Genomic DNA, 26,546 nt, shown 5'->3' with positions numbered 1-26,546 from the left:
GATCAACCATGACAAAACCTCTTACTATTAGTCAGGTTCAACCTAAGATAACTCTACAATGGCGCGCCTATTTTGAAATGACCAAACCCAAAGTCGTAGCACTTATGCTGCTTACAGTGTTGGTCGGCATGTGTTTATCTGTGCCTGGCATTGTACCGTTACAACCTTTGGTTGCGGGAATGGCAGGCATTGCGATGATGGCAGGCTCTGCGGCGGCGTTTAATCACTTAATTGATCGTAAAATCGATGGTTTGATGGCTCGAACTTATAATCGTCCGCTGCCTAAAGGAAAAATCTCCACCATTAAAGCGGCAACCTTTGCTGTGTCGCTCGGATCACTCGGCTTTGTGGTGTTATATACCTTAGTTAATCCCCTCACAGCTTGGTTAACCTTTGCCAGTTTAATTGGTTATGCCTTGGTGTATACCGCCTATCTTAAACGGGCGACCTCACAAAATATTGTCATTGGTGGATTAGCCGGCGCTATGCCGCCATTATTAGGCTGGACCGCAATAACCAATGAACTGCATGGCTACGCTCTGCTTCTGGTTATTATTATCTTCACTTGGACTCCACCGCATTTTTGGGCATTAGCCATTCATCGCCGTAAAGAATATGCCAAGGTCGATATTCCAATGTTACCGGTGACACATGGGGTAGAATTTACCAAAACCTGTATTTTGCTTTACACCATTTTATTAGCCATTGCCTGTCTACTACCCGTTTTAGTCGGCATGTGTGGTCCAATATATTTGGTGGGTTCAACGTTACTGAGTTGTGGTTTTATCTATAAAGCGTGGCAGTTAAAGTTTCATGACTATCCAGAGCTGTCTATGCAAGTCTTTAAATTCTCAATTTATCATTTAATGGTGTTGTTTATAGTATTATTAGTTGACCATTACTTTTGGGTAAACGCTTAAATTAGAAAGGAAAATATATTGAAAATAATGATAGCGGTAGGGCTAATGTTATTAGCCCTAGTGGGTGGTGTCGTTTATCAACAGACGCAAACAGAGCCTATGCCATTGGCGACCAGTTATGTATTTGAGCAGCAGCGCCCATTAGCACCATTTACATTAGCAGACCAATACGGCAATGCGTTTACTAACCAAACGTTACAAGGTAAATGGAGTTTGTTCTTTATTGGTTACACAGCTTGCCCGGATGTATGCCCTACCACTCTGAATAAACTCGCAGCGGCATATCCACAACTGCAAAAAATAGCCAGCAATGTACAAGTGGTGTTTGTGTCAGCAGACCCTAAACGTGACACTCAAGCTAAACGATTAGATTACATAAATTTTTTCAATAAAGACTTTAAAGCGGTCAGCGCAGAACACACCGACTTATTTCCGTTTAGTCGTGACTTAGGCTTTGTGTATGCCATGGTGGGAGAGGACAGTGATTACCAAGTAGACCATAGCGCATCGTATGTGTTGGTTTCGCCAAGAGGGGAAAAAATAGCAGTCTTTAAACCCAAACCACAACCTGGGCAGCTCGCACAAATTCTTAATGCTGAGCTCATTGCTGACTTTAGCCAAATCGTTCAATCTTGGCACTAGCCATTTACGTAATATCGTTACTCTTCGAGCCATTGACCATTATCTTGCGGGCGGATCCACGCTTGTGAAAACCAATAATAGCCCGTTTTTGTTTTGCTGGGCGCTGTGCAGTTATAGCGTGAACGACCGGGTGCCAAATCTGATGATGCTTGGATAGATAAGCGATTTTCACTTAACCAAATAGGTTTCTTCGGTCCTTGGCCTTGAATAAAACACATCACTTGATGTGGATAAATATCTTGCGTATCAATAGTTAACTCTAATTTAGGTCGCCACTTACCTGATACCAATAATGGATCGCTGATGTTCTGCTTAATCACCGGCATCGGTAAACTAGAAAACTTAACCGTTAAACTCGCTAAATCAGCATAAGCATTGGCAACCGGAAAGCGCGGTAATGCCGTTAGTGAAGCATATTCCCCTGCGGCACCAGATTGCTGACCAAAGCCAACAAAGCCCTGTTTCGCCAAAATTGCTTCTAATTTGTTAGTGTATTCACCATACGGGTAGGCAAACATTTTTACACTTTGGCCAGTACGTTTTAATATTTCAGCTTCTGTCGATAAGATATTATCTTCGACACGGGCTTGCCATTGGGCTTGGGTTTCTTTGCCTTGACGACGAATTAAATGTTCGTGTCCCCAGCTGTGGTTGGCAATCGTCACGCCTTGCTCGGATAAGGCAGTAATGTCTTTCCAACTCATCATGCCCTTGAAACCGGCATCGATGGGGGCAACAGAAATAAACACAGTGTACGGAAATTGATGTGAGGCTAGAATGGGCGCAGCATTGTTGATAATGCTGTCATAACCGTCATCGAAAGTAATCACAATACGTCTATCGGCTATTGGCGTGTTATGCTTTATTGAATCAACAGCTTCAGCTAATGAAATCACAGTAAAATCATTATCAGCCAAGTACTGCATCTGTTCAGCAAACTGACTTGGTGTGACACTTGTGCTTTTCGGGGTATCGTCCGACACGTGGTGATATTGTAAAATGACCACTGCATTGGCATCAAAATGTAATACACTCAAGCTGAACACCGCCAACAATAAAGCTATTTTTTTAACCATGATTATCCATACCTATGTCAATTAGCGCATTACTATTAAACCGCCAAAAAAATCGTCAACTATTGGCTTTAGCGACACCAATGATACTGTCGAATATCACTATTCCGCTATTAGGATTAGTTGATACTGCGGTGATTGGTCATCTTGGACAAGCTTACTATCTTGGTGGCGTAGCGCTAGGCAGTACCATTATCACCTTGATGATTTGGTTACTGGGCTTTTTACGCATGTCCACCACCGGGCTGGTCGCACAAGCCTACGGTGCTAATGATACCTCAACTCAACAACAATTACTGATACAAGGTTGCAGCCTAGCATTAACGTTGGGAATAGCTTGTGTAATATTACACTCTCCCATACTCGATTTAGCATTAAGCTTGAGTGATGCCAGCGAACAAGTAATGTTCTACTGCCGCCAATACGTCGAAATTCGAATTTGGTCACTGCCTTTTGCCCTTATCAACTTAGTGTTATTGGGCTGGTTACTCGGACGCCAGGCGCCAAAAGCTGCTATGTGGCAATTAATTATCGCTAACAGCGCTAATATTATTCTCGATATTGTGTTTGTCATCATCTTTAAATGGAATGTCCAAGGTGCAGCATTGGCATCTGTTATTGCTGATATCAGTGCTTTTTCAGTGGCATTGATTATGGTAAAGCGCCAACTGGTGCACACTGGTGGGCTTAATTTAAGCCAGGTTATCGCCCATTTATCATGGCGCGGATATGCTCGTTTACTCACCTTAAACCGTGATATTTTTATCCGCAGTTTGTGCTTGCAAGCCGCCTTTAGTTTTATGACCTTTTATGGTGCCGGTTTAGGCGACAATACTATTGCCGCCAACGCAGTACTGCTTAATTTACTGATGCTGATCTCTTATGCGTTAGATGGTATAGCCTATTATGCTGAAGCCGAAGTAGGCCGCGCATTTGGTCAAAAAAATCCAACACTACTGCATGACAGTGTTGTATTGGCTTTTTGCTGGTCGGCAATGGTTGCGGTGTTATTTAGCCTGCTTTTTTGGTCGGTAGGACCATGGATAATTCAGCTATTAACCAATATTGAAGCGGTACAAAACACCGCAAACATCTACTTAATCTGGCTCATTTTTATGCCTATCTTGGCATTTGGCTGTTATCTGTTTGATGGCGTGTATATTGGTGCTGCACACGGGAGTATTATGCGTAACAGCATGATAATTGCTACCTTTGGCGTTTACTTTCCGAGTTGGTATCTATTGCAAGATTGGGGCAACCACAGCCTTTGGGCTGCGATGTCAATATTCATGCTATGCCGAAGCGTAACTCTTGGCTGGCACTATTACTACAAACTCAGATATCAACTGGCGGCCGCATAATATATTGAAGACCTTGATATAAAAATGTAACATCCAAATAACATTTTTATATCGCATTACATGGACCTTTAATGAAACGGATTTTATGGCTTGTTGTTATTAGTTTATGTCTATTTTCGCTTAGCTCATTTGCCAAACCTCTGCCTATAGAAGCCTTTGCCAGCATCCCAGATGTCCGCTTTGTTAGCTTATCTCCTGACGGTAAAAAAATTGCGTCTCTTGTACGAGTCAGTACTAATGAGCTTGAGGGCCAAGTACTCACTATTCGCGATATTCAAACCAATAAAGATATTTACCCATTACAGACTGACAATCAGAAATTTGTCATTTTATCGTTAACGTGGGCAAATAATGATGTCATCTTAATCGAGTCTAAATATCCCGCCATCCGTCGAGGTGTTCCCACAACCGAAACACGGTTAATAAAATACTCACTGAGCGACAATAAAACCTCAAGTGTGTTTTCTAATCGTTCTCTATCGCGTTTTGTCGATTTACCGCAATTACAAGCATCGGTTATTGATTATCTTGACACAGATCCAAACCACATCCTTATGCAAATTCAAGGTTTAGGTTCTAAACCGCAATATGAAAGCGTCGTTAAAGTCAGTTTAAAAACAGGCGGTATCAAGACTTTACAACCAGCACGTATGCACATTGGAAACTGGTTAACCGATAGGCAGCACAATGTGCGTATTGGTATTTATCGCGATGACACAACCTACCGTATTTACGAACAAAAAGGAGCGGGTGAAGATCTCCGCAAATTATGGGAGTTCGAGGCTTTAGCAGAAGACGTAATTTGGCCTATCGGTTTTGACCATGATCCTAATATCTTATATATCAGCGCCTATCATCAAGGTTTTAAAGCCATCTTTAAAGTCAACTTAACTGACCCGACATTGACTAAAGAACTCGTTTCTCACAATGAAAATTACGATATTGAAGGCTGGCTCGTGTATTCCGCACTAAAACAAAAGGTCATTGGTTTAAGCACCGACATTGAAGGTGAATATCTGTTCTGGGACCAAGATTATATCAAGTTGAACAATGGTCTTACAACTGCATTACCAGAGTCACATAATGTGATCACTCAGTTCAGTGATGATGAACGTCGTTACATCGTTTATGCAACTGGTCCTATAGAATCTGGTGCGTATTACTTTGGTAATAGAGACCAAAAGGCACTTTACCCTATAGCTTACCGTTACAGCCAATTGCCACCAGAAGTGTTATCTCAACCGCAAACAGTCCATTATAATGCTCGTGATGGTTTAGCCATTGAAGCCTTCCTCACCACTCCAAAAGACATTGTCGCCAAAAACTTACCGACCATAATTTTCCCCCATGGCGGACCTATTAGCTACGACTCAACCACGTTTGATTATTGGGCGCAGTTTTTAGCTAATCGTGGTTATGCTGTGCTACAAATGAACTTTCGCGGCTCGTCAGGCTATGGATTCAATTTCATGAATTCGGGTCTTAAAAACTGGGGCTTAGAAATGCAAACCGACATTGAGGATGGTACTCACTGGCTTATCGAACAAGGTATTAGCGATCCAAAACGCGTGTGTATTGTCGGTGCCAGTTACGGTGGTTATGCTGCATTAATGGGCGTAGCTATCACCCCCGATCTGTATCAATGTGCCATTAGTGTCGCGGGCGTAACTGACCTTGAATATTTAGTTAAATCATCGCGTCGGTACGACAACAGCAAAATTGTTAAAAAACAAATTGGTGATGATTACGACGATTTGTATCAGCGTTCACCTATTAGCAAAGTAGCCAATATTAACGTGCCAGTATTATTAATCCACGGCACTAAAGATCGCGTGGTGCGAGTACAACACAGTGAAGAAATGTATGATGCGCTTAAGGATTTACATAAACCCGTAAAGTATATCGAACTGGAAAATGGCGATCATTACTTAAGTAGTAATGAACATCGTCTTACAACATTCATTGCAATAGAACACTTCTTAGCGACCAATCTTGGGGTAAAATAACCTCAAATAGCCCAGTCGTCACATACGAGAATACTATGACTCAAGAATTGATTATTACCGACATTGAAATTGGCAACGGTAAAACCGCAGTTAAAGGCGCGCTAATTACCACTCGTTATAGCGGTCGATTAGCCGACGGAAGTCAGTTTGACGCTTCAGATGCGTTTCAGTGTGTCATTGGCACCGGCAGAGTCATTAAAGGCTGGGATCAGGGTATTATTGGTATGAATGTCGGCGGCAAGCGGCAACTATCAGTTCCGGCTCATTTAGCTTATGGAGAACGCCAGATTGGTGAGCGTATTCCAGCACACTCAGATTTATTTTTTGATATTGAATTACTTGAAGTACTCACTCGAGACGACTAAAGCCACTAGATGGCGAAAACCTAATCGATACCAACAAAAAACGCGACCTCATAATGAGGTCGCGTTTTTGTTTATTAGCTTTGTTAGTAGCAGTAATTCATCACGCGATTAGGCGTAAGAATGCTCGCCATGCTCATGCTCTGTCACGTCACGAACACCAGTCAATTCCGTTGGGAACATATCTAACAATTGCTTCTCAATACCATCTTTTAAGGTGATATCAACTTGCGAGCAACCGTTACACCCACCGCCAAACTGCAATACTGCAACACCAGCTTCGGTAATTTCTACCAGCATGATGTTACCGCCGTGGCTAGCAAGTTGTGGATTAATCTCTGACTGAATAATATATTCAATACGTTCAACTAATGGCGCATCTCCAGACACTTTGCGCATTTTTGCGTTAGGTGCTTTTAATGTTAGTTGCGAACCAAGCTGGTCGGTTACAAAGTCAATGCTGGCATCATCTAAAAATGGTGCGCTCTTTTCATCGACCATAGCACTAAAGCCATTAAATGGAAGTTCTACATCATCAGCTTCAGCGGCATCAGGTGGACAATAAGACACACCACACTCTGCTTGTGCAGTACCTGGGCTGATAACAAACACACGAATGTGCGTACCTTCCGGCTGGTCGGCCAATAGTTTGACGAAATGGGCCTGAGCTGTATCGGTAATGGTGATCATAAAAACCTGCTCCGTCAGGGAATACCTGAGTAAATTAGTAAGAATTAGACCTATGATACTCTGTGTTGCATTGGCTTTGTAGTGTCAGTGGGATTTGATCTCGAAAAAATGATCCAGTTCAACTTTTTTTTACCCTAAAAAAACTGCAATGCCCCATATACCAAGCGTTACAAGACATATTAATTAATTGTTTTTATTTACAAAAAATCTTGTTATTACTCAAATCGAATTAATCTAACCTCAACCTAGACTAATCTACCCTTAAAAAGATTTAATCTAACAATCCCGGCGCTTCAGCACGCGCAAGGCACCAAGTTTGCACATGGACAAACTGCAGGCTAAATAAACCTGCAATTTCATCTACGGTTGTTCCAGTAGTAACAACATCATCAATCAACGCAACACGCTGATACGTCATGCTTGGTTGTAGTGCAAATGCACCATGGCAGTTTTTACGCCTCTGCTTACCCGCAAGTCCCGTTTGTGGCAACGTATCAACAATCCGAATTAAACAACGGTCATCTAGAGGAATATTCGTTAATAGGCTTAACTCTTTAGCAATGAGCCAAGCTTGATTAAAACCTCGCTGACGTAAACGATTGGGATGTAACGGAACGGGGATTAACACTTGTGGTCGCCTAATAATGCCATGCTTAATTAACAATGCGATTCGACAGGCTAGTTGCTGAGTTATCGCGTTAAGCGGTGCACATTGCTGTTGATATTTAATGGCGGCAATAACAGGTCCCAGCCCTTGATGATAACTACAAGGGGCTACCACCCAATTAGGAGTGTGTTTATTGCATTTACCACAATAAGCCTGCAGCAACGCTATTTCGCGCCCACAACCTAAGCACACTTCGTGCTGATACAAACTTGCCGCTAAACACACTTGGCAAACACCTGTGAGCACTTGATTAGGGAACAATTGCTGATAACCCGTTTGATCTATCCTTTGCTGGCACAGCAAGCAACGGTTGGGTAAACTGCCTAGTAAAATGACCCTGGCACGCTGAAGGCGCTTGACGCATAAACGTAAGATATGGGTGATATCGATTGAATTATTGATTGGCGGCATTGGCTATTCATTCCATTAAATAGACTCAAAAGAGGTGTTAACCGTGAGTTTTCCTGCATTGCATATTGATACCGTAGGCTCACAAGGCCAAGACATCGTGCTATTACACGGTTGGGGTGTGAATAACCAAGTCTTTAGTCCATTAAAAAACGCATTGCACCAGTATAGAGTGCATTATGTTGATTTGCCGGGTTTTGGGTTAAGTCCCAATATCGACGGAGACATAACGCAATGGTCACAAGCACTTGCAGAGCAACTTCCACAACAGGCAATTTGGATTGGTTGGTCGTTGGGAGGGTTAATCGCTAGCCAAATTGCCATCGATTACCCAGAGTCAGTGGCTGCATTAGTCACTATTGCCTCATCACCATGCTTTATGGCCCGCGAAAGTGTTATGGCTCACGAAAAAGACGACTCAACCCTATCTTGGGCAGGTATTCAACCTGATGTATTGGCACAATTTTCAAGTCAATTAAGTCGCGATTTGTCTCGCACTGTTGAACGGTTCCTGGCAATTCAAGCCATGGGAAGTGATAATCCAAAATCTGATATCCAACAAATAAAAAGCTTAGTGTTAAGCAAACCATTGCCGACACAACAAGGCTTATCACAAGGATTGGATATGTTAGCGCAAGTAGATTTACGTGCCACGATCACTCAAATACAGCAGCCATGGTTACGAATTTGGGGAAAGTTAGATAGTTTGGTGCCGAGAAAGATTATCTCGTCATTACCAAGCAGTGACAACATTGAAGATGTGCTGGTCCACAAAGCATCCCATGCACCGTTTATTTCGCATCCCGATGCATTTTTAAACCATTTATTACTCTGGCTCACAAAATACCGCTAAAAATACCTTAATAGCACTTTAGCCTTGGCCAAATATTGTCTATAATTTAGTCAAGGCATCGTATTGACAAGGTCAACATGATAATTACCACTCATTATCCACAAGTACCGTTAGCAACTTCGAATGTTGCGACGGATCTTGCACGAGTGGACAATCAACAAAAACCGCCGATTATCCCGCCACAAGAACCGACAAAAGAGCATGCTGAACGGTCATTAAACCAACAAAATGAACGCGCTACGCCTTACATTGTCGCGGAGAAAAAACAGCAGCAAGAGCAAGCTAAACGACAACAGCAAAGTGTCACACAACAAGCGGTAGAGTCTAAAGCAATTGCCTCGCCAGTCATTCGGCCTCAAGTCATTAGAATCATGGCTAGCCAAACCCCAGCGCTGCAACGTAAAGATATTCAACTAAAAACACAATCGACAAATGCTAAAACAACACCAGAGCCCCGTCAACGCCAAGCGCTAGACACTGGCATATCCAAAGCGACCTACCAACAATTCGGTCAACGGATTGGTCAATTTTATCAACAGCAATCCGCCCCAAATAATGAGTCTCAACTACAAATATTAGCGTGATACTTCTTTGGTAGCCATATCAGACAGTGTCGGTTTTGCCTCTGAATTAGCCGAACGATACAACATTTTGTTGTACGCTAAACTCCCCCACAATGCCCAACCTAACGCGGCTTCTGCTTGCGATTCATTCAATGTGGTCGGAGTCAATTTTTCAGTCACAAAATTATAGGTAACACTTTCCGGTGGTAATTCAGGTTGTAAAATAGTCATTTTATTCCCCTCCAATAAACCAAAGTTTTTATCATATTGCATCATTGCTCGACCCGGCCAAGAGTCTGGCATTGTGGTTAAATCACGGCCTAGCATTGGATAGCTATCCGAAATACCCAGCAACGAAATTAACGTCGGCGACATATCAATTTGGCTAACAACACGTGGATCGCGCTTCGCATCAATCCCATCACCTAATATAAGCCCAGGAATACGAAAACGTGACACAGGTATTAGTGCTGCGCCACCCACTCGACTGTCATGATCGGCCACAACGAGGAATAAGGTATCTTTCCAGTAATCTGATTTTTTAGCTTTTTTGAAAAACTCACCCACGGCATAATCGGCATATTTCACCGCGTTATGCATGGTATATTGCGGCTGTTCGTACAACTCAATACGGTCATCTGGGAACTCATACGGATCATGATTACTTGAACTAAACACTAGACTAAAGAACGGCTTACCCTCTTTGTGCATCCGCGAAAACTCTTCATCCGCTCTAAACAATAAATCCTCATCAGACACCCCCCAAGACGCCACAAACGCGGGGTCTTTATAGTCACCTTGATCAACTATATCGGTAAAACCATTGCCTAAAAAGAAGCTGCGCATATTATCAAAATGGCTTTCACCACCATAAATAAACTGCGTGGTATAGCCATGTTGCTTCAATAAATCAGCAATGGTAAAAAAGCCTGTTTGACTCTTCCCTAGTTTCACCACGGCGCGTGCTGGCGTTGGCGTAAAACCGGTTGTTACCGCTTCAATACCTCTTACCGAACGCGTACCAGTTGCGTATAAATTTTCAAAAAACCACCCTTGTTTAGAGAGTTCGTCAATATTAGGCGTTAACGGTAAACCACCTAAACTCCCCACAAAGCGCGCACCTAAGCTTTCTTGTAAAATGATCACAAGGTTCTTTGGTTTACCGGTATAGCTGGCTTGATTAAATGACAACGTCGGTATGGTTGATGAGGTAAATGCACTCAGTGGCCGACCGCTTTCACGACGCACAATATCGATCACTTTTGCGTCCGCTAACTTGCCATACACTTTCGATGCATCTTCTTCGTTATTCATTTGCGAAATAGCAAAAAGGAGTGAGAAAGAGGAATTTAACACCAAAGAATTAACTAAAGGATCATCAGAAAATGCCACCAATGAAGGATTAAGAGGTCGATGCCCCAACGATGAACGCGCACCAAGCACCGAAATAGCAATGACGATAACCGCAAGCACTGGACGCCAATACCATTTAGGAAAACGAATATATTGCGTTAATTTGCCACTTAACCACCAGCCACCCCATAAGGTACCCACGGTGATTAGCGCCGATAAAATAAGCTCGCCTTTACGCCCTGCCCATAACATCGATAACACTTCTTTTGGATAAACCAGATATTCAACATATAAACGGTTAGGTCTAAAACCATATTCAGCAATAAATGACGGCGATGACGCCTCAAGAAAAACCACCACCCATAAACCTAGTGTGAGCCATACGCGTAATATCGTCAGCCAAACACGGCCGACTAAATGCTCACCGGCAAACACTACGGTTCCGAGCGCTGCAATACCCCACAACCAACATAAAGAGGCAAAATCTACCCGTAAACCTTGCAATAAAATGTAGCCCCAACCTTGGGCATCGGATACCCGCTCAGCTTGCCATAAAGACATGCCAATACGGCTCAAACTCATAATAAGCAGAGAGATAACACTAAATATAACAATTGCTTGAAATAAATTATGCGAGGTCTTTTGTGTACTGAGTTCACTTGAACTACTACCAAGACCAAAGAAATTGACAGCCATTTATTGCTCCAAAATTATTATTATTTTTAGGCTTCATATGCAATTAAGTCCGCAACAAGCTAGCCCAAATGTAATAACATAATTACTGGGTAATAGACTAGTATGTGTATCTTAAGGGCAACTTAAGCTTATCGTGTTACTGAAAACCTTGTTTACTCAACGATTTTAAACAAGATTTTTTGTTATATTTTCAATATCATCATCGTAAGCGGGCTACGAGAAGACACAGTAACAAAAACCATCTGAGCCTAAGACCTTAGCGAAGATATTAAGTTCAGGGCGTAATAACATATATTAACATCTTATTTACAGTCGGTTAAATTCTGTTTTTTAAAAAGGTTTTTTGCATCGACTTACACCATCGCCGCATGGTCACTCGGAATCAACACAGTAAACATAATTTTGTCTTCCGAAACCAATTCAAAACTAAACTTAAATCCATTCACTTTGGCAATATTTTCAACGATGGCCAATCCTAATCCATGCCTTTCGCTATTTGATCGCGATTGTTCAGCCTGGAATAACGGTAGCGTAAGTCGCTCTAAATCATTCGCATTAATACTGGTCACTAATTGATTTTCAACACTGAAACTTAATCCTTTATTATCAGAGACTAACCTTATTTTAATCGATGACTTTGGCGGGCTGTAGTACAGTGCATTATCAAATAAATTGGTCAAAATAAGGTGTAAAGAAAACTCATCGACAAGGCAGTTTTGATCCAAATCACTATTTTCAATATTCAAACGAGCATGAATAGTCGAGTACTTAAATGCCAACTCATCAATAACCTGGCCCATCAAGGTTTTGATATTGATATGCTGGCGATGTAGATTAATATTTTCAGATGTGGCTTGTTGCAATAGTAGTAAATTATTGACTATGGTTTTCATCCGTAAACTAATGCTGAGTACATCTTGTTTATAGCTCACGCCAATACGCTGATCATCCGGATAACGAATATAAATTTCACTTAAACTAATCAACTCACTGATTGGCGTTTTCAGTTCATGAGCGATATCGGCAGTAATGCGCTTTTCTGTTTGTAAGTATTGTTGGCTAATTTTGACAAATTTATTCAGTTCATTACGAATTGGTTCAATTTCGAGATAACGTTCAGACTCATTAGACAGTGGGATGTATTTTTTAGTGACATCGACGCTTTTTAGCGACATGTTTAATTCGTTCAACGGGGTCAAACCACGATGAATAACCTTCACTACGGCCCAACGGATCAACACAATCACCAGTAGTAAGCCAATGGCTAAACTAGAGTCGATGATCACCAAAATTTGCGACAAATCTTCAGTGGTAATGGCTATGGTTAACCACATGGGTTCGACTGTATCCATCATTGACCGATTAGTTTTAGGCACTTGCGGCTCAAAATACGACACCATCGCCCTGCCGTCTCGACCATCTGGTAACACAACATCGGCAAAAAAAGCACTGTTGAGTGGAATGTCTTTTTTAAGTAAATCTACACCCTCGAAATTACGCAACGACTCAGAACGTTCAAACACGCTTGAGCCTTGCCACAATTGAAAAAAGCTTGCTTTAGTCGAGATGCCAAATTCAGGCATAAACTCGCCAGCAAAATCAAACTCGGTGCCTTCTGGAGTCACTTTAACTAAGGTCTTTAGGTAGTTAGACTTGTCTGTTAACGCGCTATCAAACTCAACATCGACCCAATTATCGATACTGATATCAATCGCCAAAAACACCAAAATCAACATGGCTGATACCACATAGGTCATGGTATTGACTAAATTGGTGGTTAACGATCTCATTAATGTTCACCCACAAAATAGCCAAAACCACGTTTGTTTTTTATCGGTAGCGTCACCCCTACGGCTTTAGCTTTTTTACGCACGGACGATAAATGAGCCTCGATGGTGTTTTTTGATAAATGATTAAATGAACCCACGACTGCTTCACTGATTTGTTCAGGATTAAGTACTTGCTTAGGGTTACTAAATAAATATTCAACAATTTTGAATTCGTTTTTAGTCAGATCGATATAATGGCCATCTGCATGAAGTGATTTATTACTTGTGTCTAAAACAAAATTAGCAATACAAATAGTTTTAACTTGTTGATTGAGTTCACCACGGCGACCAAGCGTCACGAGTCGGGCTTGTAATTCGTCAAACGAAAATGGTTTACACAGATAATCATCGGCACCCGCCAATAAGCCAGTAACACGATCTTCAGCTTGTGATTTAGCCGATAAAATAATGACCTTAGATTGATTACCTAATTTACGAATACTCTTAAGTAAACTCAGACCATCTACATTAGGCAGCATGAGATCCAAAATAATGAAATCATAAGAATTAGTGAGCGCCATACTTAAGCCCTCAGAACCATCACCGGTTTCATCAACGGTATAACCTAAATGATCTAACCCAACTCTAATGCCGCGACGCAGCGCTTCAGAGTCTTCAATTAACAACACTTTCATTGAGTGTCCTTTATCATAATTGCGCCTATATCCATATTACGAGTGATGCAGTCCAAACGGAAAAAAGTAACCTAAACTCGGGATAACAAACTACCATTAGCAAACTTATCTCTATGCTATCCATAGCGATAAGTTAACAGCCGACACGTTGCGGGCAGATTAACCGTTTATGAGTCAATTATGCCCATAAAACAACCCACCAAACAATCGCGGCCATCAGCATGCTGAGAAACACAAATGCAGAAGCAATATCTTTGGCGAGCCCAGATAACTCATTAAACTCCAGGCCAATACGGTCAACCACCACTTCTACAGCAGTGTTAACCAGTTCAGCAAACAATACAAATAGTAACGCCAGCACTAACATGGCAGATTGCGGCGCACTGATATTTGCCATACAAGCAAACACGGTTAATGGAATAAACAGTAATAACTCTTGCTGAAATGCCGCTTCATTACGACACATCCACTTTAAACCATTAAAGGTATGTTTACAGGTATACAGCAAGCGCATAATACCATGGCGTTTCACCACAATTTTTGGCTGTTTAGTTGCTGCACTCTTTGCCGTATTCTTTGTTACATTATCATCAGACGTAGATGATGAAGCTGAAATTGTCATGAGTATATCCCTAGTTCATTTTACAATCGGTGGTGATATCTAACTTAGGATCACGTACCGAGCTGCTAACACCGTAAAGCCCTAACAATGTATGGAACAAGTTGTCATGTGAGTACGAGCCACTTAATGCATGCTCGGCAACACATTCACGGTCAATTTCTTTAGCTTGTGTGTAGTCTTGTGGTAACCACATAAACCAAGGCACATGAGTTTGTTGGCTCGGCGCAATGCTGTAAGGCGTACCGTGTAAATACATTCCACTTTCACCCAACGATTCACCATGGTCAGATAAATACACCAGCGCGACGTTATATTTGTCTTGATATTGCTTAAGTACATTAATCGTTTCTGCCAACACAAAATCGGTATAGGCAATAGTATTGTCGTAAACATTAACAATCTCTTGGTCGCTACAGTTTTCAATATCGCTGCGGCTACAAGCTGGCGTAAATAACGCTTTATCGGCTGGGTAACGCTGCCAATATGTTGGTCCGTGACTGCCAATAGTATGCAAAGCGATAAATTGATTATCTAAGCCTTTACCCGACAGTGCACTGGCTTCACTGTCTTGTTGTAATTTTTGGCTGAGTTTTTCAACTAAAATCTCGTCATAACAACTTAAGCCATCACATAATGGATTTGGCTCGCTCGGCGAAATATCAATCTTATTAATGCGGGCTCCTACGTCTTTATCGCCGCCATCGTTTTCAAACCATGTCACGTTAACACCAGCGGCGTTAATCACATCAAGTACGTCATTTCGAGCATCGGCAACTTCACGATTGTAATTATCATGAGTGAGGTTTGAGAACATGCACGGTAACGAATGCGCGGTAGCCGTGCCACACGACGACACATTCTGTAAGGCAATCATGCCTAGGTTTTCTGTGTATGGGTTGGTGTTACGTTGGTAACCGTTATACGCCATATTTTCTGCACGGGCAGTTTCACCGACAACAAGCACCATAAGGGTCGGTTTGCCATTCGTGCTTGGGGTTAGATGTGCATCTTGACCAATAGGGTCAAAAGTTAACTTTTCGGTAAAGTAACGGTTGTTTAGGTATTTAACCGTATTATAAATATGTGCAGGAATAATCATCTTATTCAGATAATTATTATTGCGCCCCACTGACGCATAGTCTTTGTAAAAAAACAGCACCATCAACCCGACTAACGCCATACTGATTATTGTAAAGCCAGCGCGACGAAGCACTATTTTGGCCAGTGACGGACCACTCGATAATTTGGTGCGGTATAACAAAATAGAAGGCAATACCCCGAGCACCAACACATAACCAATTGAATGTGAATTGATGTAAGAAAACGCTTCGCCAGAATTGGTTTCAAAAATATTTTCAATCATGCCGTAATCAAACATCACGTTGTACTGCAACATCGCATACATGGCCGCAGATGATGTCAGTAACAACACAATCATCACGGGTTTAAAAACAAATTTAAAAGCAAATAAGCTAAAAATAAGCATAAAAAAACTGCTTAATAACAATGCAGGTGACAAAGAAAACAGCACATGACCGTCTGCTGATAATTGATAGATTTTACGGATTATCGGAAAATTTAATACCAAGCCAAAATAGACAGCGATAATGCAGGTCATCGCCTCGTAACTGATGCTCTTTGGGGTGATACTGGATAATGTTTTCGTTAGTAATTTCAATTTTGCCACTCGCAATAAACTCGACTGGCGCTGATATTCAACCAAAACACTTAAGATCTACTGAATAAAAACTGAATTATTGCTGCGGGGCTTTATTCAGTTTCAAAATATAAAAATTAGCTAAAAAAAAGCCCTCACACATCAGTGCAAAGGCTTTAGAATCAATATATTAGCTAAATGTGTTTTACCACGCGGTATAATGGGTTATTTCTTTATCTTGGCAAAGGCATCAGCAAACGCATTACCCATAGCCGCATTTTGTGGTGCTTTAACCGGTTTACTGGCTGGTTTATTATGACCAGAACTCTTGGTATTGGTTGACGATTTACCCGCAGCAGGCTTTTTCTGGTAACTATTTTGTGGCTTACCTTGCGACTGTCTGGTTGCTTTTTCGGTATCAATTTTTTCATCAAGACGCATGCTTAACGCAATACGACGACGCTCAATATCCACTTCCATCACTTTCACTTTAACCACATCACCGGCTTTAACCACTGTATGAGGGTCACTAACAAACTTGTCGGTTAACGATGAAATATGCACTAAACCATCTTGATGCACACCCACATCAACAAAGGCACCAAAGTTGGTCACGTTGGTGACCACACCTTCTAAAATCATCTCGACTTTAAGGTGCTTCAATTCTTCTATACCGTCTTTAAAAGTAGCCGTTTTAAACTCACCACGAGGGTCGCGTCCGGGCTTGTCTAGTTCGGCTAAAATATCATTAATGGTCGGTACGCCAAATGCGTCGGTAACAAAATCGGCAGCATTAATCTGTTTTAACAAATCGCTATTACCAATCAGTTCAGTTAATGGCAATTGCTTAGCACCAGCAATCGACTCAACTAGGCTGTACGCTTCTGGGTGAACAGATGACGAATCCAATGGATTATCACCATTACGGATGCGTAAAAACCCCGCAGCTTGCTCATAAGCTTTAGGCCCTAAACGAGCCACACTCAATAGCTGCTTACGATTGGTAAATTGACCATTCGCGTCACGAAAATCAACCACGTTTTTAGCTAAGGTTTTGGTTAAGCCAGCAACTTGAGCTAATAACGGCGCTGATGCCATATTTAAGTCAACACCTACGGCATTAACACAGTCTTCGACGACGGCATCAAGCGACTGCGATAACTGGCTTTGGCTTACATCATGCTGATATTGTCCTACGCCAATTGCTTTGGGTTCAATTTTTACTAACTCTGCCAGCGGATCTTGTAAGCGACGCGCAATTGATACCGCACCACGAATTGACACATCAAGATTAGGAAACTCATTAGCGGCAAACTCAGAGGCAGAATATACCGATGCGCCCGCTTCACTCACAATCACTTTGGTCAGAGTCGGATGCGTTTCTTTTACGGCAGCGATTAACTCGCCAGTTAGCTTGTCGGTCTCACGCGAGCCAGTACCGTTACCAATCGCAATAATTTCAACTTTATGCATGGTCACTAAATTACTTAGGGTACGAATCGACTTGTCCCATAAGTTTTGTGGCGCATGCGGGAAAATAGTGGTGTGGGCCACCAGCTTACCGGTGTTATCAACAATCGCGACTTTCACGCCAGTACGGATACCAGGATCGAGTCCCATTGTCGCTTTAGCACCAGCAGGAGCCGCCATTAATAAATCGCCCAAGTTACGGGCAAACACTCTAATGGCTTCTTCTTCCGCGCTTTCACGCATCTTAGCGATAAACTCGGTTTCCATTTGCAAAGCAACTTTAATGCGCCAAGTCGAGGTCACTACCGTTTTCAACCATTCATCAACGCTAGAGTTAGTCAGTTCTAACTTAAAGTGATCGCTAATAATCACTTCACAATAACTGCCTTCTGTCGCTTGAGTATCGGGATCGGCGTTCATCGACAGGCTTAACATGCCTTCGTTACGGCCGCGCAACATGGCTAAAGCACGGTGAGATGGGATTTTACTCATCAGCTCATTATGCTCGAAATAGTCGCGGAATTTAGCGCCTTCTTTCTCTTTGCCTTTTACCATGCGGCTTTCAAGCACAGCTTGCTGTAATAAATGCTGGCGCACTTTACGCAGTAACTCTGCATCTTCAGCAAAGCGCTCCATTAAAATGTAACGCGCACCATCAAGCACTGCTTTAGTGTCGGCAAAACCTGCATCAGGATTAATAAACTCTGTTGCTTTGCTTTCTATATCTAATTGACGATTGGCTAATACTGCATCTACAAGCGGCTCAATACCCGCTTCGATGGCTATTTGGCCCTTGGTACGACGCTTTGGTTTGAATGGCAGATATAAATCTTCAAGACGGGTTTTGCTGTCGGCGTCATTAATCGCTTGAGTTAACGCTGGGGTTAACTTGCCTTGCGCATCAATGCTCGACAATACCACTTGGCGGCGGTCGTGTAACTCACGTAAATAACCTAAACGAGAAAACAAGTTACGCAACTGAGTGTCATCTAAACCACCGGTAGCTTCTTTACGATAGCGCGCAATAAACGGCACGGTGGCGCCATCATCTAATAGCGCAATGGTCGCTGTGACCTGTTGTTCACGGACATTAAGTTCTTGAGCGATAATCTGGGCAATATTATGCATAATCAATCGAATTCGACATGGTTTAAAATAAAATTATGCCAAAGATACCATAAAGACCACCAGTTCGCTGCTAGTACGAAAGGCTTTATGATGTCTTTATAGATAATCGATAAAAAGAATGCATCATCGGGCATGAAGTGCTAAAACACAGATGATAATATTACGGCTTATAGAAAACCTCACCGTTCTTCGACCACATTAAGAGTAAACCGCGTGAAAACTAAGTTAATCACTTTAGAAGGCTACAATAAGCTCAGAATTGAGCACGACTACTTGTGGAAAGAACAACGTCCTGAAGTCACTAAGATTGTCACTTGGGCGGCAGGTTTGGGTGATCGCTCCGAGAATGCTGATTACACTTTTAATAAACGTTTATTAAGGCAAATTGATCGCCGAGTACGCTATTTACGCAAGCTGCTGCCCGAACTCAAAATTGTCTATTACGCACCAGAGCAAGAAGGCAAAGTGTTTTTTGGTGCCACGGTTGAAATTGAAAACGACGCTGGTGACATTAAAACCTTTAAAATTGTCGGCCCAGAAGAAATTTACGACGAACGTAAAGACTACATCTCCATCGACTCGCCCATGGCCCGCGCGTTACTCAAAAAACAAGTCGACGATGAAGCGGTAGTGAGCACACCTCAAGGCGATAAAACCTGGTACATCAATAAGATTAGTTACAAACTAGAGCAGAAATAACTTATCCAAGGAAAACGGATTCAAAGGTGCTAATTGCTATGGTTTTGTTCCGTTAAAAAGAAGTATTGAACAGTTAAGCTTTGCTGCTAGCACTGGGCATGGTGACTCCAACACCACAAAGATATTGCTCCCTGATAGATTGAGCTTTGAAAGACCATGTTGACCCATGAACCATCAATATTAGGAACCATTTTGACTATAGCAAAATTGATTATGTGCGAGGTTGATGACGGTAAACAGGAGGCTTTTTCACAAAGTCAGAGTGCTTGGAGTCAGCTGTCGACGTGTAACGGTTTTATAGGGCAAGCAGGTGGATGGGAAGCATCGTCAAGCACAGCCATTATTTTAGGTTTTTGGGAATCTCAGTTTCACGTGAGTGAATTCATGAGCACAACCCACGATGAGATTTATTTAAGTAATAAACAACAATCCACTTATCGTCATTGTTCAGTTAATTACTTCGAACTAGTTTCAACCATATCTGGCTTACAGATTAATTTTTCAGGTGCTGGAGTATTAAGAATCGCTTACTGCTCAAAAGTACTGGACATTGATAGGTTTAATCGAGATCAACAGCTGCTCTGGAACCCTCAACTGTCAACGCAACTTGGATTGCTAGGCGGTCACGTTTGGCGCCATGTTGAACACCATGACTGTTACTTGGTGGTAACGCATTGGGAATCACCAGCAGCTCATGAAATATACGCAAACAATGTATTGCCAAAATTACGGAAGATAGCCCACACTTCGGAGTACATTGAACAACTATTAGGTAAGGTGGTTGTTCTCGATACAAAGTGGAACGTCACACCCTATAACGGTTGATCACCACAGATGACATTCCATCTAACCAGTTTAAACCGGCATCATCATATTGTAGTTTCCCCCAATAAAACATTATCAATTCCTGAAGGTTTGCTCACCCGTTTATGGGCGAAAGTGTATTTAAGATATGGCCTTCGGCCACTAATGTCGTGGCGCTTCGCCCACACCAGACCAAGAGAAAATCAATGGCTATTCCTTCTTGAAACTCCCAATCGCTACATCAAATTTATTTGAATTACCTACAAACTGATGGCCAGTTTTACTCATTCACTACATTCTGGGATTAAGCAGTACAAGTGAATAGCGAGGTTAAAATTTGCCCCAAGTATGCAGAACCGCCGTGCACCCAAGCTGACTTTGTAAGTGTTTTCGGGTGATCCAAAATTAACTTAACATTTGCCATACTGCTTCAAACTGTGCGCGGTACAATTACTTCGCTTGCTCATCAAAGCCGATAATTTAGGGGGCCATATTTACTTGGCAGAGGTTAGTCTCTAGCAAGTGCATCAACCGGATTCAATTTAGCCGCATTCCGGGCGGGCAGATAACCAAACACAATACCGATTAAGGTCGAGCAGGCAAAAGCTGCCACTATTGACGTACTCGAATAGATCATCTGAAAACTGCTGCCTGTGTAGGTAAATATCATACCGATAAGATAAGCAAGTCCAATCCCCAATGCGCCACCACAAAAACATACCAATACAGCTTCAATCAAAAACTGACGCATAATATCGGTTTGCCTGGCACCAACGGCCATACGAATGCCTATTTCGCGCGTTCGCTCTGTTACCGATACCAGCATGATATTCATTACCCCAATCCCGCCAACTAACAAAGAGATAAACGCGATAGCTGATATCAGTAACGTCATGGTTTCAGATGTTTTTTCAATGCTTTTACGTATCGTATCTGTATTAATAGTGAAAAAATCAACTTTGCCGTGGCGCATAGTCAATAAGCTAATAATGCCTTGCTCTGCCACATCGCTTGATACATTGGCATCTATCCTTACGGTAATATCGTTAACATAATTTTGTCTAAGAATACGTCCTGACACCGTGGTATACGGCAACCAAACATTCAGTTCATCACTGTTGTCGGACACACTTTCAATTGGCTTTGTTACGCCAATAACACGAACAGGAAGGCGGCCGAGAAAAATGACGCTACCTAATGCACTGCCATCAGAAAAAAGCGTTTGCTCAGTATTGGCATCAATGACGGCAACCTGTTCTAACGCATCGATACTGTCATCGGCAAAATATTGTCCTTTGGCCAACGCATAACCGCGCACCCGAAAATACTCTGTACCCACGCCTTGAACTGAGCCTGTGACGGTTTCACTTGCATAACGTATGGCAACATTGGTCCTAACGGTTGGGGTAACGCTGTCCACATAGGGCAATATTTTAAGCGCATTGGCATCGTCTGCCGTGAGCGACTTAACCCGTTCAGAGCGGCGATCTCCTCGCCCTGTGCCTGGTTTTATTTCAATGGTATTGGTGCCCATTGAGGCAATATTATCCAAAATAGATTGCTGCGAACCGGCACCTAACGCAACCACGGACACCACTGAAGCAATGCCAATAATAATGCCGAGCATCGTCAGAAACGTACGCAAACGATGATTGGACATGGCTATTAACGCCATTTTTAACGCTTCAAGGTATCGCGACCAGTTTATCTTCATACTTGCTTGGGAAGATTGTCTGTCTGCGATTAACGAGCTCGTTTCTGCTGGGATACGTTTTTGGGTATCGGCAATGATTTCGCCGTCTTTTAGCTCGATGACGCGATCGGCAAATTCGGCAATATGTGGGTCGTGTGTCACCAAAATAATGGTGTGGCCGTCGCGATGCAGTTCTTGAATGAGTTTCATCATTTCTTCGCCGCTACTGCTATCTAAAGCACCGGTGGGTTCATCGGCCAGAATAATATCGCCACCATTGATTAAAGCTCTGGCCACACTGACACGTTGTTGTTGGCCGCCACTTAGCTGACTTGGTTTATGATCTAAACGATCGCTCAACCCCAGACGAGTCAGTAATTTTTTAGCTTTTTCGTGTCGGGTTTGCGGCGCCTCATTGGCGTACAATGCAGGTACTTCCACATTGCCCACCGCAGTTAAATCACCCAAAAGATGATAGCGCTGAAAGATAAACCCAAAGTATTCACGTCGCAGTGCAGCCAGTTCATTGTCATCCATACTGGATGTGTCCTGACCATTAATGAAATAACTGCCTGAACTGGGTTTATCCAGACAGCCAAGGATGTTCATTAATGTTGATTTACCCGAACCAGAAGCGCCGATAATGGCAATCAATTCACCACGACAGATTTGCAGATTAATGTTTTTTAGTACCGTCAGTTCTTGCTCTCCGGCGGTAAAAGAACGACTAACACCTTTAATATTTAACAAAACGTCAGCCATGGGTTATAACCTCATCTCTTTGCCAAGACCTGGTGTACGCTGCCCTAGCTTGTTACCTCTAGATGAATCAGACTTCGTTGCTGCGCCGTCATTAGTTGAAGATTGACCAAGCATGATTTGATCACCTTCGTTAAGACCTGAAAGGATTTGAGCGTAGACTTTATTGTTAATGCCCACTTCAACATCGCGATATTCAATGCGATTATTGACTATCACTGGCACTTGATACGAAACACTTGGCCTCGTTTTTGTTATCAATATCTGTGATGGAACCAGCAAAGTGTCTTGCGCATTAGCTAAAATAATCGAGACCTGCGCTGTCATGCCAAAACGCAATAGTTTGTCTGGGTTTTCCACATCAAATAGAGCGTTATAGTAAATCGCCTCATCATCGCCAATCATCAACGAACTGTCATCGCCGCTAAGCAATGTTGGCCCAGGTTCAATGGCACGTAATACACCACGGTACTTTTTCGCTGTGGCCCCTAAAATACTAAAATACACTTCTTGACCCGCACTCACATTGATAATGTCAGCTTCAGACACTTGCGCTTTAATCGTCATTACGTCCAACTGCGCCAGCTCAATAATACTGGGAGTGCCTTGATTGTTATTAACGGTTTGCCCCTCTTCGACCGACACGTAAATCACGGTGCCATCAATGGGTGAACGAATCGTGGTGTAACCTAAATTGAGCTTGGCGTTATCGACACTAATGATTGCTTTGTCTTTTTCAGCACTGAGTTCATCAAGCTCTGCCAGATAAACCGCCAATATCGATTCTGCAGAGTCAAAGTCTGATACCGACGCAGCGCCATTAACCAGCATCTTTTTATTACGAGCATATTCAGACTTTGCGACTTTTATTTGAGCCTGCTTTGCCCGATATTGCGCATCAATACTTTGCAATGATGCTTGAGCTTCTTTAAGGGCATTTTGTTGAGTTAAGTTATCGATTTGAGCAATCAAGTCGCCCTGCTTTATATTTTGACCAACATTCACGTCCATCCTTTCGATTAACCCCGATACTTGAGCACCAACATTGACTAATTTAGACGGATAAAGCACGCCGTTTGTCAGTACTACTTTTTCGATGTTGCCGCGTTTAACCACATCGGTGGTAAATATCGGTTGATCCTGTTGAGCTTGAGTGTACTTGTACCCTACAACGGCAACGATTGCGCCAAGGGTAATAAGCAGCAAGGTGTTTTTAATGTTCTTTTTCATGTGGATCTCTTGATGTCTTTTGAGTGACTGAATTTGTGCTAACAATCTTGTAATAACGAATTTGCGTTTACTTACTATCAATAACAGCAGAAGTCGTATTCAAAGTGGGTTTACACAATGGCAATGTTGACAGCGGATCCATGCTGTCATTATGTGGCGGTGCTTGTTCCGGATGAGCTTCTTGCGGATGAGCTTGTGGTGAATGAGCCCGTTGCGGCGTTTGACAGTGTCGCTCAAAACTCACAGTCAAAGAGTCTGAGTCCAGTACGAAGCCTTGCATGCTTTGTCGAAGCATTATTGCAGACACAGGAGCTGACACAGAGGCAGATACTGGGGCAGACGAATCGATATCTAAAAATTTGGATAGTGCATAAAGATGAAAAGTATACACTTTTTGACCAGGCCCTTTAGAGCATGGCGGTGCATACTCGTTACGATCATTCACCGTATTACTGCCAAATGAACCAACAGATTGCTTTTCTTTACTGCCAGAACCAATACCAGAAGCTTGCGCCGGAATATTGTACACAGTCCAATACCACTTGAGTTCTTCAGGCTGGTTTAGTTTAGGTGCCTTAGTGTCACCTTGAGGTGGAGTGCCTTTGTTATTGTCAGCCGAGTCAGCCTTTGGTGCGTTCTTTTCGTTGCCTGCGACATTGTTTGTGTAATGAGGCTTAGGCATGTGGTCCATTATCATCACCAATGACTGGGTTCCGTCTGGTACTCCGCGCCAACTTAATGGTGGTGAAATACCCTCTCCCTCACAGGTAAATTCAACTGGCAATATCCCATTATCGGAAAATGCAGGACTGGTGAGTTCAAGTGACGGCTTGGCATTAACGGCGGTTGCACTGAGCAACGTCAAAGATAAAATGGCGCCAATAATGTGGGTATTCATGGCCTAATCTCCAATACACTTAAGTTAACGATTAATGAGTTAACTTAAGTGTATCGATTAGGCTTCGCTGATGGATGACAATGTTGTCATTTAACGATGGGTAACAACAGCCGCATCGTCACAACCTCAATATCACTGGGCTCAAGCGTAAGATCGCCACCATGCGCGCGAGCGATTTCTCTGGCTAAACTTAACCCTAAACCACTGCCGGATATGCCTTGGGTATGAGCAGGCTCTCCGCGGTAAAAACGATCAAACAGTTTGACCCTGACCTCGTGAGATATCGGCAGACAAAAATTGCTGATAACCACTTCTATAGCAGACTCGTTTTGGCGAGCGTGGATAGTGACACCTTTGTGATGAAGGCTATAACGCATTACGTTTACGAGCAGATTATTTAACAGCTGCTTCAGCAACACAATATCGCCTTTAGTGATTAACCCTTTTTCAATAACACAATCAAGCTCCAGTTCATCCGACAGCAAGGTCATATCGGCAATCAACTCATCGACCAATTCAGTGATATTTATCGGTTCAAAATGCAACGCCATAGAGCCAGAATCCGCCTGTGATAGCAGCAACAATTTACGGGTAATAGCTGACAAATGCCCCACTTCATCAAGAATGGCATTGAGATCCAATAGCGATGGGTTTTCAGACAACACAGCTTGTTCAAGCTTACCTCTTAACACTGTGAGTGGTGTTTTTAGCTCATGAGCGGCATCAGCCGTAAAACGAGAAACTTGTTGAAAACTGTCCTCTAGGCGATCGAGCATCATATTGTATGCATCAATCAACATTTTGAATTCTTTGTCTTCTTTATGCTCAGGCAAGCGATGGCTAAGATCTTTTTGGGTCACCTTATCCATTGCTTTATGTAATCTGTTTATTGGTTTAATGGTATTGGTCGAGATAATCCATGCGCCTAGAATACTGAGCAGTAATGAAAAAGGAATAACCACACCCAACGCGGTCAGCAAGGTATTCGTTAACTGATTTGTGGTGGCTGCAATATCCACAGCGATAAAACTTTGTTGGTTTGAGGTTTGAAATAAGCTCGCTCGCCATCGGTTTTGCTGATGTTCAAAAAAGGCCAGCTGACAAACCGCGTCGGCTTTATTGTTGTGGGGTAATGTGAGTGATTCAGCGCGTAGCCAATTTAAGCGACTTATCACGCCTTGTACGTCTACACCGTCTGGCGCGGTTAAAAAGCCTTGCTCAGCAGAACCGACAGACAGCATTAATTGACTAGGTGAATTGATTCGTAACTTGTCCGTTAAATCAGTCATTAACCGGCTACTAGAAAGCGAAGTGTCGCGTAAATTACTTATATTGGCAGCGGAATTATTGACATCAGGTAATGTATGCTTGGGTATTAAGCGTTTTGCTTCCATACAAAGGCGAGAATCAAGGTGAGTCAATTCTACAGTCATAATACGCGACCAACTTAGGCTGATAACCAACGTAAGCACAGCGGTTACCGTTAAAATTGATATGGCAAAAATACGAGTACGAAAATGCATATTAA

22 protein-coding genes and 1 pseudogene are annotated in these 26,546 nt (G+C 42.5%); 9 read left to right on the top strand and 14 right to left on the bottom strand.

What is annotated here, in order from left to right; translation table 11 throughout:
- The first annotated feature begins 8 nt into the window (after positions 1-8).
- Both cyoE and GUY17_RS01350 read left to right on the top strand, forming a co-directional pair.
- On the top strand, positions 9-920 hold the full coding sequence (cyoE, locus tag GUY17_RS01355; RefSeq protein ID WP_162022067.1) for a heme o synthase: 912 nt from the start codon (positions 9-11) through the stop codon (positions 918-920).
- Between the two features lie 45 nt (positions 921-965).
- Positions 966-1,562 (top strand): SCO family protein, encoded by a 597-nt coding sequence (locus GUY17_RS01350; protein WP_254439901.1) that lies wholly within the window; start codon positions 966-968, stop codon positions 1,560-1,562.
- Between the two features lie 17 nt (positions 1,563-1,579).
- On the opposite strand, the gene GUY17_RS01345 is transcribed toward GUY17_RS01350, so the two are convergent.
- Complete coding sequence (locus GUY17_RS01345) at positions 1,580-2,638, bottom strand: polysaccharide deacetylase family protein (RefSeq protein WP_123778479.1); 1,059 nt, start codon at positions 2,636-2,638, stop codon at positions 1,580-1,582.
- Between the two features lie 14 nt (positions 2,639-2,652).
- On the opposite strand from GUY17_RS01345, the gene GUY17_RS01340 reads away from it, so the two are divergent.
- The 3 genes from GUY17_RS01340 (at position 2,653) to GUY17_RS01330 (ending at position 6,367) form a co-directional block, all read left to right on the top strand.
- A complete protein-coding gene (locus tag GUY17_RS01340; RefSeq protein WP_162022066.1) occupies positions 2,653-3,996 on the top strand; it encodes an MATE family efflux transporter in 1,344 nt (447 codons plus the stop codon).
- Between the two features lie 71 nt (positions 3,997-4,067).
- Complete coding sequence (locus tag GUY17_RS01335) at positions 4,068-6,002, top strand: S9 family peptidase (RefSeq protein ID WP_162022065.1); 1,935 nt, start codon at positions 4,068-4,070, stop codon at positions 6,000-6,002.
- A 35-nt stretch (positions 6,003-6,037) separates the two neighbouring features.
- A complete protein-coding gene (locus tag GUY17_RS01330; protein WP_162022064.1) occupies positions 6,038-6,367 on the top strand; it encodes an FKBP-type peptidyl-prolyl cis-trans isomerase in 330 nt (109 codons plus the stop codon).
- 108 nt (positions 6,368-6,475) lie between these two features.
- Here the strand turns inward: GUY17_RS01330 and nfuA are convergent, their stop codons facing one another.
- A complete protein-coding gene (gene nfuA, locus GUY17_RS01325; protein WP_101084874.1) occupies positions 6,476-7,054 on the bottom strand; it encodes a Fe-S biogenesis protein NfuA in 579 nt (192 codons plus the stop codon).
- A 271-nt stretch (positions 7,055-7,325) separates the two neighbouring features.
- A complete protein-coding gene (locus GUY17_RS01320; protein WP_101084873.1) occupies positions 7,326-8,132 on the bottom strand; it encodes a ComF family protein in 807 nt (268 codons plus the stop codon).
- A 43-nt stretch (positions 8,133-8,175) separates the two neighbouring features.
- Here GUY17_RS01320 and bioH point away from each other — a divergent pair, with 43 nt between their 5' ends.
- Together bioH and GUY17_RS01310 are read left to right on the top strand one after the other, a co-directional pair.
- The gene (gene bioH, locus GUY17_RS01315; RefSeq protein WP_162022063.1) at positions 8,176-8,982 is read left to right on the top strand and encodes a pimeloyl-ACP methyl ester esterase BioH; all 807 of its coding nucleotides are present in this window, start codon (positions 8,176-8,178) and stop codon (positions 8,980-8,982) included.
- Between the two features lie 77 nt (positions 8,983-9,059).
- Positions 9,060-9,566: a hypothetical protein gene (locus GUY17_RS01310; RefSeq protein ID WP_101084871.1), complete on the top strand. Its 507-nt coding sequence runs from the start codon at positions 9,060-9,062 to the stop codon at positions 9,564-9,566.
- Here the strand turns inward: GUY17_RS01310 and GUY17_RS01305 are convergent.
- The 6 genes from GUY17_RS01305 to GUY17_RS01280 all read right to left on the bottom strand — a co-directional run bounded on the left by GUY17_RS01305 (position 9,558) and on the right by GUY17_RS01280 (position 18,935).
- Positions 9,558-11,594 carry an LTA synthase family protein gene (locus tag GUY17_RS01305; RefSeq protein ID WP_162022062.1) on the bottom strand — a complete coding sequence of 679 codons (2,037 nt, stop codon included), beginning with the start codon at positions 11,592-11,594 and terminating at the stop codon, positions 9,558-9,560. The two genes, GUY17_RS01310 and GUY17_RS01305, sit on opposite strands and share 9 nt — an antisense overlap.
- Before the next feature lie 353 nt (positions 11,595-11,947).
- Positions 11,948-13,384 carry a HAMP domain-containing sensor histidine kinase gene (locus GUY17_RS01300; protein ID WP_162022061.1) on the bottom strand — a complete coding sequence of 479 codons (1,437 nt, stop codon included), beginning with the start codon at positions 13,382-13,384 and terminating at the stop codon, positions 11,948-11,950.
- Positions 13,384-14,058, bottom strand: a complete 675-nt coding sequence (locus tag GUY17_RS01295; RefSeq protein ID WP_101084868.1) for a response regulator transcription factor — start codon at positions 14,056-14,058, stop codon at positions 13,384-13,386. The genes GUY17_RS01300 and GUY17_RS01295 overlap by 1 nt, the downstream gene beginning before the upstream one ends.
- A 178-nt stretch (positions 14,059-14,236) precedes the next feature.
- Positions 14,237-14,680, bottom strand: coding sequence for a diacylglycerol kinase (locus GUY17_RS01290; protein WP_254439851.1), 444 nt, complete (start codon positions 14,678-14,680; stop codon positions 14,237-14,239).
- A 10-nt stretch (positions 14,681-14,690) separates the two neighbouring features.
- Positions 14,691-16,358 carry a phosphoethanolamine transferase gene (locus tag GUY17_RS01285; RefSeq protein WP_254439850.1) on the bottom strand — a complete coding sequence of 556 codons (1,668 nt, stop codon included), beginning with the start codon at positions 16,356-16,358 and terminating at the stop codon, positions 14,691-14,693.
- 204 nt (positions 16,359-16,562) lie between these two features.
- A complete protein-coding gene (locus GUY17_RS01280; protein WP_174839619.1) occupies positions 16,563-18,935 on the bottom strand; it encodes a Tex family protein in 2,373 nt (790 codons plus the stop codon).
- A gap of 213 nt (positions 18,936-19,148) precedes the next feature.
- Between GUY17_RS01280 and greB the strand changes: the two genes are divergently transcribed.
- Both greB and GUY17_RS01270 read left to right on the top strand, forming a co-directional pair.
- Positions 19,149-19,634, top strand: a complete 486-nt coding sequence (greB, locus tag GUY17_RS01275; RefSeq protein ID WP_011635724.1) for a transcription elongation factor GreB — start codon at positions 19,149-19,151, stop codon at positions 19,632-19,634.
- Between the two features lie 192 nt (positions 19,635-19,826).
- Positions 19,827-20,459 carry a YdbC family protein gene (locus tag GUY17_RS01270; protein ID WP_162022060.1) on the top strand — a complete coding sequence of 211 codons (633 nt, stop codon included), beginning with the start codon at positions 19,827-19,829 and terminating at the stop codon, positions 20,457-20,459.
- A 278-nt stretch (positions 20,460-20,737) separates the two neighbouring features.
- Here GUY17_RS01270 and GUY17_RS21130 read toward each other — a convergent pair.
- The 5 genes and pseudogenes from GUY17_RS21130 to GUY17_RS01250 all read right to left on the bottom strand — a co-directional run.
- A pseudogene (locus tag GUY17_RS21130) lies at positions 20,738-20,897 on the bottom strand (IS91 family transposase); the annotation flags it as partial.
- 49 nt (positions 20,898-20,946) lie between these two features.
- Positions 20,947-22,893 (bottom strand): MacB family efflux pump subunit, encoded by a 1,947-nt coding sequence (locus GUY17_RS01265; protein ID WP_162022059.1) that lies wholly within the window; start codon positions 22,891-22,893, stop codon positions 20,947-20,949.
- Between the two features lie 3 nt (positions 22,894-22,896).
- A complete protein-coding gene (locus GUY17_RS01260) occupies positions 22,897-24,120 on the bottom strand; it encodes an efflux RND transporter periplasmic adaptor subunit (protein ID WP_162022058.1) in 1,224 nt (407 codons plus the stop codon).
- A gap of 67 nt (positions 24,121-24,187) precedes the next feature.
- The gene (locus GUY17_RS01255) at positions 24,188-25,018 is read right to left on the bottom strand and encodes a YbhB/YbcL family Raf kinase inhibitor-like protein (RefSeq protein ID WP_162022057.1); all 831 of its coding nucleotides are present in this window, start codon (positions 25,016-25,018) and stop codon (positions 24,188-24,190) included.
- A gap of 86 nt (positions 25,019-25,104) precedes the next feature.
- Positions 25,105-26,541, bottom strand: a complete 1,437-nt coding sequence (locus GUY17_RS01250) for an ATP-binding protein (RefSeq protein ID WP_162022056.1) — start codon at positions 26,539-26,541, stop codon at positions 25,105-25,107.
- Positions 26,542-26,546 lie beyond the last annotated feature (5 nt).

It is taken from the genome of Shewanella sp. Arc9-LZ, assembly GCF_010092445.1.
Taxonomy (GTDB): domain Bacteria; phylum Pseudomonadota; class Gammaproteobacteria; order Enterobacterales; family Shewanellaceae; genus Shewanella.
The sequence above is the reverse complement of the archived record's forward strand: the minus strand, read 5'-3'. Positions and strand labels throughout refer to the sequence as shown.

Bases quoted from the DNA above. Each gene is read 5' to 3' on its own strand.
- GUY17_RS01280 (WP_174839619.1), bottom strand. From the start codon at position 18,935: ATGCATAATATTGCCCAGATTATCGCTCAAGAACTTAATGTCCGTGAA.
- GUY17_RS01290 (WP_254439851.1), bottom strand. From the start codon at position 14,680: ATGACAATTTCAGCTTCATCATCTACGTCTGATGATAATGTAACAAAG.
- GUY17_RS01255 (WP_162022057.1), bottom strand. From the start codon at position 25,018: ATGAATACCCACATTATTGGCGCCATTTTATCTTTGACGTTGCTCAGT.
- GUY17_RS01345 (WP_123778479.1), bottom strand. From the start codon at position 2,638: ATGGTTAAAAAAATAGCTTTATTGTTGGCGGTGTTCAGCTTGAGTGTA.
- GUY17_RS01305 (WP_162022062.1), bottom strand. From the start codon at position 11,594: ATGGCTGTCAATTTCTTTGGTCTTGGTAGTAGTTCAAGTGAACTCAGT.
- GUY17_RS01330 (WP_162022064.1), top strand. From the start codon at position 6,038: ATGACTCAAGAATTGATTATTACCGACATTGAAATTGGCAACGGTAAA.
- GUY17_RS01300 (WP_162022061.1), bottom strand. From the start codon at position 13,384: ATGAGATCGTTAACCACCAATTTAGTCAATACCATGACCTATGTGGTA.
- GUY17_RS01335 (WP_162022065.1), top strand. From the start codon at position 4,068: ATGAAACGGATTTTATGGCTTGTTGTTATTAGTTTATGTCTATTTTCG.
- nfuA (WP_101084874.1), bottom strand. From the start codon at position 7,054: ATGATCACCATTACCGATACAGCTCAGGCCCATTTCGTCAAACTATTG.
- GUY17_RS01250 (WP_162022056.1), bottom strand. From the start codon at position 26,541: ATGCATTTTCGTACTCGTATTTTTGCCATATCAATTTTAACGGTAACC.
- GUY17_RS01310 (WP_101084871.1), top strand. From the start codon at position 9,060: ATGATAATTACCACTCATTATCCACAAGTACCGTTAGCAACTTCGAAT.
- cyoE (WP_162022067.1), top strand. From the start codon at position 9: ATGACAAAACCTCTTACTATTAGTCAGGTTCAACCTAAGATAACTCTA.
- GUY17_RS01295 (WP_101084868.1), bottom strand. From the start codon at position 14,058: ATGAAAGTGTTGTTAATTGAAGACTCTGAAGCGCTGCGTCGCGGCATT.
- GUY17_RS01265 (WP_162022059.1), bottom strand. From the start codon at position 22,893: ATGGCTGACGTTTTGTTAAATATTAAAGGTGTTAGTCGTTCTTTTACC.
- GUY17_RS01320 (WP_101084873.1), bottom strand. From the start codon at position 8,132: ATGCCGCCAATCAATAATTCAATCGATATCACCCATATCTTACGTTTA.
- GUY17_RS01260 (WP_162022058.1), bottom strand. From the start codon at position 24,120: ATGAAAAAGAACATTAAAAACACCTTGCTGCTTATTACCCTTGGCGCA.
- GUY17_RS01340 (WP_162022066.1), top strand. From the start codon at position 2,653: ATGTCAATTAGCGCATTACTATTAAACCGCCAAAAAAATCGTCAACTA.
- GUY17_RS01350 (WP_254439901.1), top strand. From the start codon at position 966: ATGTTATTAGCCCTAGTGGGTGGTGTCGTTTATCAACAGACGCAAACA.